Origin of the sequence: Enterobacter cloacae complex sp. I3 (assembly GCF_014896175.1) — a bacterium.
Taxonomy (GTDB): Bacteria; Pseudomonadota; Gammaproteobacteria; order Enterobacterales; family Enterobacteriaceae; genus Enterobacter; species Enterobacter bugandensis.
In genome coordinates this window covers 49,915-61,443 of record NZ_JADBQZ010000021.1, presented here as the reverse complement: position 1 = coordinate 61,443, position 11,529 = coordinate 49,915, and the positions used below count along the sequence as shown (strand labels likewise).

The window sequence follows — 11,529 nt, the reverse complement described above, 5'->3', positions numbered from 1 at the left end:
CCGGTGGGAGAGGGTTGGGGTGAGGGCATCAGACCGCACAATGCCCTATACTCACTTGAACCCGTATGAATTACCGGCGATAATTCGCCCCAATATGCGATTTACGAATCAATCCCTTCCTCGTCGGGTTTAACGACGCGGAGGGGATTTTTTTTCATCTGTTTTTAATGTATCGACGTCAAAAGAGGTCAGGACATGAGCACTTTAGGTCATCAGTACGATAACTCTCTGGTATCTAACGCGTTTGGTTTTTTACGCCTTCCAATGAACTTCCAGCCGTACGACAGCGACGCTGACTGGGTGATCACCGGCGTACCGTTCGACATGGCAACCTCCGGTCGTGCGGGTGGTCGTCACGGCCCGGCGGCAATCCGTCAGGTTTCCACCAACCTGGCCTGGGAGCACAACCGCTTCCCGTGGAACTTCGACATGCGCGAGCGCCTGAACGTGGTGGACTGCGGTGACCTGGTGTACGCCTTCGGCGACGCGCGCGAAATGAGCGAAAAATTGCAGGCGCACGCAGAGAAACTGCTGGCGGCCGGTAAGCGCATGCTTTCCTTCGGCGGTGACCACTTTGTCACTCTGCCGCTGCTGCGCGCCCACGCGAAGCACTTCGGTAAAATGGCGCTGGTGCACTTCGATGCGCATACCGACACTTACGCGAACGGCTGCGAGTTCGACCACGGCACCATGTTCTACACCGCGCCGAAAGAAGGCCTGATCGATCCGAACCACTCTGTGCAGATCGGCATCCGTACCGAGTTCGACAAAGACAACGGTTTCACCGTGCTGGACGCTGGCCAGGTGAACGATCGCGGCGTGGACGATATTCTGGCTCAGGTTAAGCAGATCGTCGGCGATATGCCTGTATACCTGACCTTCGATATCGACTGCCTGGATCCGGCGTTTGCACCGGGTACCGGTACGCCGGTTATTGGCGGCCTGACGTCAGACCGCGCCATCAAGCTGGTGCGTGGCCTGAAGGATCTGAACATCGTTGGGATGGACGTGGTGGAAGTGGCGCCAGCCTATGACCAGTCCGAGATCACCGCGCTTGCCGCGGCGACCCTGGCGCTGGAAATGCTCTACATCCAGGCCGCGAAAAAAGGCGAATAAGCCTTACGCGCTGATTGCTGCTGCGCGACGCATGCGCAGCAGCAACATTCCCCCGGCAAGCAGGGTGATTACCTGCGAGACGACCAGCACCGAAAAGCCTGAGCTGACTGACCCTACCGACCTCATCACCATCCCCATCAGCAGCGGAATAAACGCCGCGCAGATATTGCCGATCCCGTTGATAATGCCGTAAGCGCTGCCCACCGCTTCCCGCGCGGCGTGATGCTGGATCACCGCCGGAATAGCCGCCCCCTGTAGCCCCCAGAAGATATTCGCCGAGAGCATAAACAGCGCCAGCAAGGCAGGCTGATGGCTGAGCATCAGCGCGACCACGGACAGCGCCGTCAGCGCGCCGCCCACCACAAACAGCATTGGCGCCTGTTCCGGGCGCATTTTGTCGAGCAGCACCCCGCCGAGGAACTTCGAGCCCAGACTCAGCAGGAAGGGAATGGCCGCAAGCATGCCCGTGGCGTGCAGCGAGAAATGATGCTCGTCGCGCAGCCACGCGGGCAGCCAGGCGCTGCTACCCCAGAGATAGCTCAGAGTGGCAATCTCCACCAGCAGGATCCACCCGAGCAGCGGCGTCTGCCAGGCCAGCGAAAACGTCTCTGCGAAGTCCGGTTTTTTGATTTTCTCCGCACCCCGCGGCGCGGGCAGGAAGCGCAAGACAAGGCCGCCGCCCAGCACCAGATTCAGTGCCGCCAGGGCATAAAACGACCCGGCCCAGCCGAGATGCGCCATCAGCCACGTTACCAGCGGAAAGCCCACGGCCAGCCCGAGCGAGACGCCCAGCGCGGTCACGGCGTTGGGTTTGCCGATCTCCTGCGCGCTAAAGTGATCGCTGATGAAGCGCGTTTTCAGCGAAAAGAGCGGCCCCTCAGCGATCCCCAGGATCGTGCGCGCGACGAGCATGCCCATCAGCGATCCGAGCAGCGGTGAAATGGCGCATACCGCTGCCCACATCGCTATGCTGCTCAATAATCCCTGTCGATAATGGAGTTTGCTTTCAATAACCGGAGTTAATAATAAAGCTGAAAATCCATAACCCAGCAGAAAACAGGTCATAAGCATTCCCTGTAACATTCTGTTTTCATTTAGCTGAAAATGCTGAGCAAATTCCGGGTCTAAAATCATGACAGAAATATTCACCCGGTCAACGTAGGAAATAATAATCAGTAATAACAGTGCCACTGTGCCCTGCCATCTTGCCGTCATAACGCCTGCCTTATGTTTTCGCTTATTTCTATTTTTATGCGCGTGATTGTCACGTAGGTAAAATGGTTCACCTGTGAAACTCATTGTTTATTAAAGAAGAAATAAAATTAAGTTTCACAGGTGAAACACCATAATTTTCCCTTCTTTTATTTTTAAGGAACAAAAAGAAAAGAAGTCAATCACTGTTTATTAAAATTTAAGGCCATCGATAAATCGTATTCTTTCACACCGAAATAATGAAAATTTCATATCGCTGCATTTTTTCGTGATCCTTTGCACACTTAGTTAATTAATTGCTGTTTGATTAACAAATTCGTCACATTGCGGCTTGACGAAACATTCATCGCTTTTATATTGACCGTATTAAATAAGAAACAGAGTTTCATATATGAAACAAAAGCCTGGAGGATCGTGATGAGCTGGATAGGCGTATGTGACGCAGAACAAGTACAGGAAGATTTCCCTTTTAGCGGCAACGTCGACGGTAAAGAGATCGGCGTGTATTTGATTGACGGTGAATATTACGCGCTGGAAGACGTATGCCCCCACGCCTATGCCCTGCTGAGCCAGGGCTTCGTGGAAGACGGCAAGGTGGAATGCCCGCTGCACGAGGCGGTATTCGACGTCAAAACCGGTCAGTGCCTGCACGGTCCCGGCGGGCGCAACCTCAACCGCTACCCGGTTCGGGTTTTTGAAAACCAGATTCAGATTACCTTCGTCGAGGAGACCGTGGCATGAGCGACACCCTGAACTACAACCCGGCGCTGCCGGAAAGCCGTCAGTTTGCCCCACCGGCTGAGGGCGGTAACGGTGCGATCCATAAGCCGGGTGATTACCAGAACCTGATCTGGCAGACCCGCAGCCGCGAGCCGGAAAGCTGGGAAGTGAACCTTATCGCCACGCTGGAAGATCTCTTCGAGCAGGGAGTTGAAACTTTACCGGAGCTGGTGAACGGGCTGAACGCGGTGCGCATGCACGATCAGCAGGGCGAGCCGTGGAGCGAGGCCAGCTTCCAGGCATTCTTACAGGTTAACGGCTACTGAGGGCAACGCGATGACGACTACCGTACAACACTATCTCGATAAAGGTCTGCGCGGCCTCTGGTATCCGGTGCTGGCGAGCTGGGAGGTGCAGTCTGCACCGGTGGGCATTACCCGCCTGGGCGAACAGATTGTGGTCTGGCGCAACAAAGACGGCCAGGTGCAGGCGCTGGAGGACCGCTGTCCGCACCGCGGCGCACGCCTGTCGATGGGCTGGAACCTTGGCGACCGCATTGCCTGCTGGTATCACGGCGTGGAGGTCGCGGGCAACGGCGAGGTGAAAGACGTGCCCGCCGTGGACAAATGCCCGCTGGTCGGCCAGCAGTGCGTGCGCAGCTACAACGTGCAGGAGGCGCACGGCGCAATCTTTCTGTGGTTTGGCGTCACCGCAGACCAGCAGCCGGACGAGCTGACCTTCCCGGACGAGCTCGCCGATACGGACAGCTTCAGCAACTTCCTCTGCACCGCCGCGTGGAAATGCAATTACCAGTACGCGCTGGAAAACGTGATGGACCCGATGCACGGCACCTATCTGCACTCCTCGTCGCACTCGATGGCGGAAGGGGATCGCAAGGCCGACATGGTGCTCCAGCCGACCAAAACCGGCTTCATCTTTGAGAAAAAGGGGCAGAGCGGCGTCAATTTCGACTGGGTGGAGCTGGGCAACAGCGGCACCTGCTGGATGCGCCTCTCCATTCCGTACAAGAAGCGTTTCGGGCCGGGCGGCCACTTCTTTATCGTCGGCATGGTGGTGCCGGAAGATAACGACAACTGCCGCGTCTTCTTCTGGCGCATTCGCCGGGTGCAGGGCTGGCAGCGCGACATGTGGCGCTTCATGTACCGCAACCGTCTGGAAAAACTGCACTGGGAAGTGCTGGAGCAGGACCGCGTGGTGCTGGAAAGCCTGGCGCCAAACGCCCGCGACCATGAATACCTGTATCAGCACGACGTCGGCCTCTCGCGCCTGCGCCGCATGATGCAAAAGGCCGCCAAAGAGCAACTGGCGATGCGCGAAGAACAGCAGGGAGCCGCCTGATGAACGGGCTGCTGAGCGGCAAACGCATCGTCATAACCGGCGCCGCGCGCGGGCTGGGCCTTCACTTTGCCAAAGCCTGCGCGGAGCAGGGCGCGGCGGTGGTGATGTGCGACATCCTCAAGGGCGAGCTGGCCGAAAGCGCCCACGCCCTGAGCGAGCGGGGCTATGCGATCGAATCGCACGTTATCGATCTGGCCGATCCGCAGTCCATTGAGCAGGTGTTCAGCGCGATTGGCGAGCAGGGTCAGATCGATGGCCTGGTGAACAACGCGGCGATGGCGACGGGCGTCGGCGGCAAAAATATGCTCGATTACGATCCGGATCTCTGGGATCGGGTGATGAGCGTCAACGTCAAAGGCACCTGGCTGGTGACGCGCGCCGCGGTGCCGCTGCTGTGCGAGGGGGCGGGCATCGTGAACGTCGCGTCCGACACCGCGCTGTGGGGCGCGCCGCGCCTGATGGCCTACGTCGCCAGTAAGGGCGCCGTGATTGCCATGACCCGCTCAATGGCACGCGAACTGGGTGAAAAGCGTATACGCATTAATGCCATCGCGCCGGGGTTAACCCGCGTCGAGGCGACCGAATATGTTCCGGCCGAGCGCCATCAGCTCTACGAGAATGGCCGCGCGTTAACCGGCGCGCAGCAGCCGGAAGACGTCACCGGCAGCGTGGTCTGGCTGTTAAGCGATCTGTCGCGGTTTATCACCGGGCAGCTGATCCCGGTCAACGGCGGTTTTGTCTTTAACTAAGGTGTAGCGATTATGGCAAACGATCAGGAAGTGAAGTATCTGGTGCCGGGGCTGGAGCGCGGTTTACAGCTGCTGTTGGCCTTTGGCGAGCAGCATCGCGATCTGACCTTTGCCGAGCTGCACCGGCTGGTGGATATGCCGAAGGCGACCGCCTATCGCGTGGTGCAGACGCTGGAGTACATGGGCTTTCTGGAGCGCAACGCGCGTACCAATACCTTTTCGCTGGGCATGAACGTGCTGCGTCTCGGCTTTGAGTACATCGCCTCGCTGGACGTGGCGCAGGTCGGCCAGCCGGTGATTGAGCAGCTGCGCGACGTCAGCCAGTGCAGCAGCCATCTGGCGATCCGCGACGGGCGCGACATTATCTACATCGCCCGCGTCAGCGCCGCCGGGTCGCGCATCAATCAGGTCAGCATTGGCACCCGCCTGCCGGTGCACTGCACCTCGCTGGGCCGCATGTTGCTGACCGATATTTCCCGCGCCGATTTCGAACAGTTGTTCCCGCACGAGCGCCTGCCGGGCAACACGCCGGGGCAGCTTCACGACCGCGAGGCCCTGTGGCAGATGGTGCAACAGGACAAAGCCCGCGGGTTTGTCATCGGCGAATCCTTCTTCCGCCACGGCATCTCCTCCATCGTCTACCCGGTGTATGACCGAAGCGGACGCGTGGCAGCGGTGGTCAGCATTCTGGTGCCGTCGGAGGAGATCCCGCAGACCGACCGCGAGCGGCTGCAAAACGAGGTTCGCCTCGCGGCGGATAAAATTTCTGGCTTCTTAGGGTATTTGTCACAGGCTAGCTAAATCAGTGAGTTAACGTCAGGCGCTTGACTGCGTCGGGCATGTTTTACGCCCAATTTGGGCCAGATGAGGCAACGAAAGATGAGTGTAACCGGAATTGAAAAGCTGGAATTTGGCGTGGAAGACCTGACGCACTGCGCCAAATTTATGCGTGATTTTGGCCTGACGGGCGATGCCAGCGGCCAGCGTTTTACCACCCTGAGCGGCGCGCGCGTGGAGCTGAACCCCATCGACAGCCCCGACCTGCCGCCGGCGTTTGAAGCGGGCAACACCCTGCGCCGCATGACCTGGGCGGTTGCCGCACAGTCCGATCTCGACGCGCTGCGCCCCAAGCTGGCGCAGCAGCCCGGCTTTCGCGAAGTGGGCGACGCGCTGGAATGTCTCGATCCGAACGGCATGACCCTGCGTGTGCAGGTCAGCCAGCAGACCGACGTTGAGCTGAACGTTGAGCCGATCAACCAGTGGGGCGACGCCCGCCGTATCGACACACCCAGCCCGGTTTACGATCGCGCGCAGCCGATCAACGTCGGGCACGTGGTGTTCTTTGTAGAAGAGCTGGCGGCGGTGGAAAAATTCTACCGCGAGGTGCTCGGCTTCCAGGTTTCGGACCGCTACATCAACCACGCCGTGTTCCTGCGCTGCGGGGCGCGCGGCGGACATCACAACCTGTTCCTGCTGCAACTGCCGAACCGCAAGCGCGGCCTCAACCACGTGGCCTTCACCGTGCGCGACATCCACGAGGTGATCGGCGGCGGTATCGCGATGAATAAAAATGAATGGAGCACCTTTATCGGGCCGGGCCGCCATCCGGTGTCGTCGGCGTACTTCTGGTACGTCAATAGCCCGACCGGCGGCGCGTTTGAGTATTACACCAACGACGACTATCTGACGGAAAACTGGCAGCCGCGCGAGCTGGAGCACTCCCTGGTCTCCTTTACCGAATGGGCGGTAGAAGGCGGGATTGACCACGACACGCGCCGCCAGCAGAAAAAGCCGGAGGCGGTATGACGTCGCGCATTGTCATTATCGGCGGCGGTCAGGCGGGCGGCTGGGCGGCGAAAACCCTGCGCGACGAGGGCTTCGACGGCGAGATCTGCGTAGTGGCGGAAGAGGAGTGGGATTTCTACGAACGTCCGCCGCTGTCGAAAGCGTCTCTGCTGGAGCCGGACGCGGCGCTCCCGCGGCTGTTTAGCGAAGAAGCACAGCAGGCGCTGAACCTGACCTGGTACCGCCCGCTGCGTGCTGAATCAGTCGATCGCGAAGCGAAAACCCTGCGTTTGAGCAACGGCGAACATCTTAGTTACAACATTCTTTTAATGGCCACCGGCGGGCGGGCGCGCCTGCCTTCGCAGGCGTGGGCGGCGCATCCGCAGGTCTACACTCTGCGCCACTGGCAGGACGCGCAGCGCCTGAAGGCGCGTCTGGCGGAAAGTAAAAAACTGGCGATTGTCGGCGGCGGCTGGATCGGCCTTGAGATTGCCGCTTCCGCGCGCAAAAGCGGCGTGATGGTCACGCTGTTCGAGCAGCAGCCCGCGCTGTGCATGCGCTCGGTGAGCGGCGAGGTGTCGCAGCGCTTAGAGGCTATCCATCGCGAGCAGGGGGTGGATATCCGTACCGGCTGCGGCGCGCTGGAGCTGGAGGACGATAACGGCCTGCCGGTCATCCACTGCGATGGCCAGCGTGAAACCTTTGACGCGGTGGTGGTGGGGATCGGCGTCGATCTCAATCTTGAGCTGGCGCGCGATGCGGGACTTCGCACCGAGCGGGGGATCGTGGTGGACGCCCAGGGGCGCACGTCCGATCCGTTCATCTTTGCCGCCGGCGACGTGGCGCAACACCATCACTACGGCCTGTGCATTCAGTCCTGGGCCTTCGCCCAGAATCAGGCGGTGGCGACGGCGAAAGCCATGCTTAACCCCGATGCGCCAGGCTACGACGACGCGCCGTGGCTGTGGTCGGATCAATATCAGCACAACATCCAGATCCTCGGCATTCCGCAGCCGGGCAGCCGAACGATAGTGCGTGAAGAGGCGCTGTACTTCTCGCTGGACGACAACGGTCGGCTAACGCAGCTGGTGGCGTTCAACGATGCGCGCACCGTCAAGCTGGCGAAACGCTGGATGGCGGCGGGGCGGGACCTGTCGGACGTACCGCTCGCCGACCCGACTTTTTCACTGATGTCATTGCGATAGCTAACCCGCACCCGTAGGGGGAGACATGACTACATTAGAGACCAACACCGCGCCCGTCGAGGCGAGCGGTGAGGGAACCCGCACGCCTGAAAAAGCGGTGCGCTGGGCCATCCCGCTGTCGCTGCTGGCCTGCGTGCTGCTGGCCTTTTTCGACAAAATCAGCATCGCGGCGCTCTTTTCCGACACCCATTTCCAGCAGGCGATGGGCATCGATTTTGACACCACGCGCCTCGGCATTCTGATGAGCGCCTTCCTGCTGAGCTACGGCTTTTCGTCGGTATTTTTGAGCGGTTTAGGCGACAAAATCGCGCCGCTGCGCCTGCTCACCGGGATGATGGTGGTGTGGTGCGCGCTGATGGTGGCGATGGGCTTTACCCATAACTACACGCTGATGATCGTCCTGCGCATCCTGCTGGGCGTGGCGGAAGGACCGCTGTTCCCGCTGGCTTTCGCCATCGTGCGCCACAACTTCCCGCAGCATTTACAGGCGCGCGCCACCATGCTGTGGCTGCTGGGCACGCCGGTCGGGGCGGCGATTGGCTTCCCGCTCTCCCTCTGGCTCCTGAACACCTTCGGCTGGCAGAGCACCTTCTTTGTGATGGCAATGCTGACCGTGCCGGTGCTTATCTTTGTGCGCATCGGCCTGCGCGGGATCCGTCTGGAAGCAAAACCCGGCACCTCGCAGGCGTCTCAGGACGAGCGGCGCGCGGCGCGGCGCGAGCTGTTTGTTAGCCCGCACTTCTGGATCATCTGCATCTTTAACATCGCCTTTCTGACCTACCTGTGGGGCATCAACGGCTGGCTGCCGGGCTATCTCATTAAGGGCAAAGGCATTCATCTGGAGCACGCGGGCTGGCTGTCGTCGATGCCGTTCATCGCCATGCTGGCGGGCGAGGTGATTGGCGCGTGGCTCTCTGACCGGGTCGATAAGCGCGCGGCGGCCTGCTTTATCTCGATGGCGGGGGCGGCGGTAGGCCTGGCGGCGGTGATGCACCTCGACACCCCGCTTGCCATCATCGCGGCGATGAGCTTCAGCACCTTTATGTGGGGCACCGGCGCCCCCAACATTTTCGCCCTGCTGGCGAAAGCCACCCATCCCCGGGTGAGCGCCACGGCGGGCGGCATCTTCAACGGGCTGGGAAACTTTGCGGGCGCGCTGTCGCCGGCGGTGATGGGCGCGCTGATCGCTTTCACCCACAGCATGGATTCCGGGCTGATTTTTCTGGCGGTGATGGCGGCGGTGGGCTGCGTCCTGTTACTGCCGCTGCTGAGACGTTACTGAGGAGAGTGTCATGACTGATTCAACCGTAACCAACAAAACAGGCATCAAACCCGACCACCTGACAATGGAAGAGTGGGTCGAGTCGCGCATCGCGCGCTTCGAAGGCCGTAAATACGACTGGAACGCGCTGAAGTTCCAGGCCGATTTTGACCCGAAATACCGCCGGGCGCAGATGCGCTACATCGGCACCGGGGCAACCGGCGTGGCGAACGACACCAATACCGTGCAGGCGGACCATTTTACCTTCTCTACCATGGTGCTGCCGTCGAAGTGCGAAGGGCCGCTGCACCTGCACGACGACGTGGAGGAGGTGTTCTTCATGCTCAAAGGGCAGATCACGCTGATGATCCAGGACGGCGACAACTACACCGAAACCGTGCTGCGCGAGCGTGACCTGATCTCCGTCCCGCCGGGCATCTATCGCGGCCTGTTTAACCACGGGGAAGAAGAGGCGCTGATGTGCGTCATGCTGGGAACCAACAAGCCGGAAATCCCGACCTATCCCTCCGATCATCCGCTCTCAAAAGTGAAGCGGAACTAAGGGGGCGACATGACGGCTTTTCGTGAACAGGGAAGCGGCATCCCGCTGATGCTGCTGCACGGGATCAGCTCTGGCGCTGCGTCCTGGCATAAGCAGATGGCGCTGGAGGGCTTTCGCGTGCTGGCGTGGGACATGCCCGGTTACGGCGAAAGCCCGATGCTGGCGGTTGAGCGGGCGAACGCGGGAGATTACGCCGACGCGCTGGCGGCGATGCTTGAACGCGCAGGCGTCTGGCAGGCGGTACTGGTGGGCCATTCCCTGGGGGCGCTGGTGGCCAGCGCGTTTGCGGCGAAGTTCCCTGAACGCGTCATTCATCTGGTGCTGGCGGACGCCGCGCAGGGCTACGGTAATGCCGCGCCGGAGCAGCGAGAGCAGGTCTGGCGTAATCGCGAGCAGCAGATGGCGCTCGGTGGCGACATTCTCGCGCAGACCCGCGCCGCGAAGCTGCTGCGCCCCGGCGCGCGCGCAGAAGATATCGCCACCGTCGCGGCGGGCATGCGCAGGCTGCGCCCGGAAGGCTACCTCGCTGCCGCGTGGATGCTGGCGCATGACGACATTCACGGCTGGCTTAAGCGTTACGCTGGTCAATTTGAAGTCTGGTGCGGCGAGCAGGACGCGATCACGCAGCCCGAGCTGGTACAGGGGCTGGCGCTGCGCTACGGCATGCCGTTTACCGCGATTCCGCAGGCCGGACACGCGAGCTATCTCGATAACGACGCGTTTTTTAATCAACAGCTTTTACGCATTAACGAAGAGGTGCGCGATGAATGCACACATTGACGGCCGCGTAGCGGTCGTTACCGGCGGTTCGTCCGGCATTGGCTTTGAAACGCTGCGCCTGCTGCTGGGCGAAGGGGCGAAAGTCGCCTTCTGCGGTCGCGACCCGGACCGGCTCGCCAGCGCCCATGCGACGCTGCAAAACGACTATCCCGACGGGGAGATTTTCTCTTACCGCTGCGACGTGCTGAATGCCGACGAGGTGCAGGCCTTCGCGGATGCGGTGCAGGCGCGCTTTGGCGCGGCGGATATGCTGATCAACAACGCCGGTCAGGGCTACGTGGCGCACTTCAGCGACACCCCGCGCGAGGCGTGGCTGCACGAAGCCGAACTTAAACTGTTTGGCGTCATTAATCCGGTACAGGCGTTTCAGCCGCTGCTGGAACGGTCCGACATCGCCTCCATCACCTGCGTGAACTCCCTGCTGGCGCTTCAGCCGGAAGAGCACATGATCGCCACGTCGGCAGCCCGCGCCGCGCTGTTGAACATGACGCTGACGCTCTCGAAAGAGCTGGTAGGCAAAGGCATTCGCGTCAATTCCATACTGCTCGGTATGGTCGAGTCCGGCCAGTGGCAGCGCCGCTTTGAAAGCCGGGCGGATAAAAGCCAGAGCTGGCCGGAGTGGACGGCGGAAATCGCGCGTAAGCGCGGCATTCCGATGGCGCGCCTCGGTAAGCCGCAGGAGCCCGCGCAGGCGCTGCTGTTCCTCGCCTCACCGCTGGCCTCGTTTACCACCGGCGCGGCGCTGGACGTTTCCGGCGGCTTTTGCCGCCATCTGTAAGG

General features: G+C 60.8%; 13 protein-coding genes. 12 read left to right on the top strand and 1 reads right to left on the bottom strand.

Annotated features, from left to right (window positions below):
- The first annotated feature begins 195 nt into the window (after positions 1-195).
- Complete coding sequence (speB, locus tag IM271_RS16950) at positions 196-1,116, top strand: agmatinase (RefSeq protein WP_017382921.1); 921 nt, start codon at positions 196-198, stop codon at positions 1,114-1,116.
- Positions 1,117-1,119: 3 nt separating this feature from the next.
- On the opposite strand, the gene IM271_RS16945 is transcribed toward speB, so the two are convergent.
- On the bottom strand, positions 1,120-2,331 hold the full coding sequence (locus tag IM271_RS16945) for an MFS transporter (RefSeq protein ID WP_193052916.1): 1,212 nt from the start codon (positions 2,329-2,331) through the stop codon (positions 1,120-1,122).
- A 414-nt stretch (positions 2,332-2,745) separates the two neighbouring features.
- Here IM271_RS16945 and IM271_RS16940 point away from each other — a divergent pair, with 414 nt between their 5' ends.
- From IM271_RS16940 to IM271_RS16890, 11 genes are all read left to right on the top strand, one after another.
- Positions 2,746-3,069 carry a non-heme iron oxygenase ferredoxin subunit gene (locus IM271_RS16940; RefSeq protein WP_003860044.1) on the top strand — a complete coding sequence of 108 codons (324 nt, stop codon included), beginning with the start codon at positions 2,746-2,748 and terminating at the stop codon, positions 3,067-3,069.
- Positions 3,066-3,374, top strand: a complete 309-nt coding sequence (locus IM271_RS16935) for a recombinase-like helix-turn-helix domain-containing protein (protein ID WP_028014353.1) — start codon at positions 3,066-3,068, stop codon at positions 3,372-3,374. The genes IM271_RS16940 and IM271_RS16935 overlap by 4 nt, the downstream gene beginning before the upstream one ends.
- Before the next feature lie 10 nt (positions 3,375-3,384).
- A complete protein-coding gene (locus IM271_RS16930; protein ID WP_028014352.1) occupies positions 3,385-4,407 on the top strand; it encodes an aromatic ring-hydroxylating dioxygenase subunit alpha in 1,023 nt (340 codons plus the stop codon).
- Entirely contained in the window at positions 4,407-5,156 is a 750-nt protein-coding gene (locus tag IM271_RS16925) for an SDR family oxidoreductase (RefSeq protein ID WP_193052915.1), read from the top strand. Before IM271_RS16930 ends, IM271_RS16925 begins: the two co-directional genes overlap by 1 nt.
- 12 nt (positions 5,157-5,168) lie before the next feature.
- Positions 5,169-5,957 carry an IclR family transcriptional regulator gene (locus IM271_RS16920; RefSeq protein WP_028014350.1) on the top strand — a complete coding sequence of 263 codons (789 nt, stop codon included), beginning with the start codon at positions 5,169-5,171 and terminating at the stop codon, positions 5,955-5,957.
- A 78-nt stretch (positions 5,958-6,035) separates the two neighbouring features.
- On the top strand, positions 6,036-6,962 hold the full coding sequence (locus IM271_RS16915) for a VOC family protein (RefSeq protein WP_193052914.1): 927 nt from the start codon (positions 6,036-6,038) through the stop codon (positions 6,960-6,962).
- Positions 6,959-8,146: an NAD(P)/FAD-dependent oxidoreductase gene (locus IM271_RS16910; protein WP_193052913.1), complete on the top strand. Its 1,188-nt coding sequence runs from the start codon at positions 6,959-6,961 to the stop codon at positions 8,144-8,146. Before IM271_RS16915 ends, IM271_RS16910 begins: the two co-directional genes overlap by 4 nt.
- A gap of 25 nt (positions 8,147-8,171) precedes the next feature.
- On the top strand, positions 8,172-9,428 hold the full coding sequence (locus tag IM271_RS16905; RefSeq protein ID WP_193052912.1) for an MFS transporter: 1,257 nt from the start codon (positions 8,172-8,174) through the stop codon (positions 9,426-9,428).
- A gap of 10 nt (positions 9,429-9,438) precedes the next feature.
- On the top strand, positions 9,439-9,969 hold the full coding sequence (locus IM271_RS16900; RefSeq protein ID WP_017382915.1) for a cupin domain-containing protein: 531 nt from the start codon (positions 9,439-9,441) through the stop codon (positions 9,967-9,969).
- A 9-nt stretch (positions 9,970-9,978) separates the two neighbouring features.
- The gene (locus IM271_RS16895; RefSeq protein ID WP_193052911.1) at positions 9,979-10,749 is read left to right on the top strand and encodes an alpha/beta fold hydrolase; all 771 of its coding nucleotides are present in this window, start codon (positions 9,979-9,981) and stop codon (positions 10,747-10,749) included.
- Entirely contained in the window at positions 10,733-11,527 is a 795-nt protein-coding gene (locus IM271_RS16890; RefSeq protein WP_028014345.1) for an SDR family oxidoreductase, read from the top strand. The genes IM271_RS16895 and IM271_RS16890 overlap by 17 nt, the downstream gene beginning before the upstream one ends.
- Positions 11,528-11,529 lie beyond the last annotated feature (2 nt).

Bases quoted from the DNA above. Each gene is read 5' to 3' on its own strand.
- IM271_RS16940 (WP_003860044.1), top strand. From the start codon at position 2,746: ATGAGCTGGATAGGCGTATGTGACGCAGAACAAGTACAGGAAGATTTC.
- IM271_RS16945 (WP_193052916.1), bottom strand. From the start codon at position 2,331: ATGACGGCAAGATGGCAGGGCACAGTGGCACTGTTATTACTGATTATT.
- IM271_RS16895 (WP_193052911.1), top strand. From the start codon at position 9,979: ATGACGGCTTTTCGTGAACAGGGAAGCGGCATCCCGCTGATGCTGCTG.
- IM271_RS16935 (WP_028014353.1), top strand. From the start codon at position 3,066: ATGAGCGACACCCTGAACTACAACCCGGCGCTGCCGGAAAGCCGTCAG.
- speB (WP_017382921.1), top strand. From the start codon at position 196: ATGAGCACTTTAGGTCATCAGTACGATAACTCTCTGGTATCTAACGCG.
- IM271_RS16915 (WP_193052914.1), top strand. From the start codon at position 6,036: ATGAGTGTAACCGGAATTGAAAAGCTGGAATTTGGCGTGGAAGACCTG.
- IM271_RS16905 (WP_193052912.1), top strand. From the start codon at position 8,172: ATGACTACATTAGAGACCAACACCGCGCCCGTCGAGGCGAGCGGTGAG.
- IM271_RS16930 (WP_028014352.1), top strand. From the start codon at position 3,385: ATGACGACTACCGTACAACACTATCTCGATAAAGGTCTGCGCGGCCTC.
- IM271_RS16925 (WP_193052915.1), top strand. From the start codon at position 4,407: ATGAACGGGCTGCTGAGCGGCAAACGCATCGTCATAACCGGCGCCGCG.
- IM271_RS16920 (WP_028014350.1), top strand. From the start codon at position 5,169: ATGGCAAACGATCAGGAAGTGAAGTATCTGGTGCCGGGGCTGGAGCGC.
- IM271_RS16910 (WP_193052913.1), top strand. From the start codon at position 6,959: ATGACGTCGCGCATTGTCATTATCGGCGGCGGTCAGGCGGGCGGCTGG.
- IM271_RS16900 (WP_017382915.1), top strand. From the start codon at position 9,439: ATGACTGATTCAACCGTAACCAACAAAACAGGCATCAAACCCGACCAC.
- IM271_RS16890 (WP_028014345.1), top strand. From the start codon at position 10,733: ATGAATGCACACATTGACGGCCGCGTAGCGGTCGTTACCGGCGGTTCG.